Source organism: Rhizobium sp. SVR5-2C, assembly GCF_056755115.1.
Genome location: NZ_JBNDHT010000548.1, coordinates 1 through 241 on the forward strand (window position 1 = coordinate 1; position 241 = coordinate 241).

The 241-nt window shown below is 57.7% G+C and carries 1 protein-coding gene; it reads left to right on the plus strand.

Annotation, left to right across the window (positions count from 1 at the left end; genetic code table 11):
* A partial coding sequence (locus ACPYOI_RS36855) for a SpoVR family protein (protein ID WP_481424282.1) occupies window positions 1-241 on the plus strand: 241 nt, incomplete at both ends.

Genomic DNA, 241 nt, shown 5'->3' on the forward strand with positions numbered 1-241 from the left:
GTGATGAACGAGGGGACGGCGACCTACGTCCACCACCGGGTCATGAACAGGCTTCACGAACGTGGCCAGATCAGCGAAGGAAACTACATCGAGTTTCCGAAGTCGCATGCCAATGTGGTGTTCCAGCCGAACTACGACGACCGCCGTTTCGCCGGCTTCAATCCCTATGCCTTATGCTTTGCGATGCTGCAGGATGTTGAGCGGATCGTGGCAACGCCGACCGAAGAGGACAAGGCGTGGT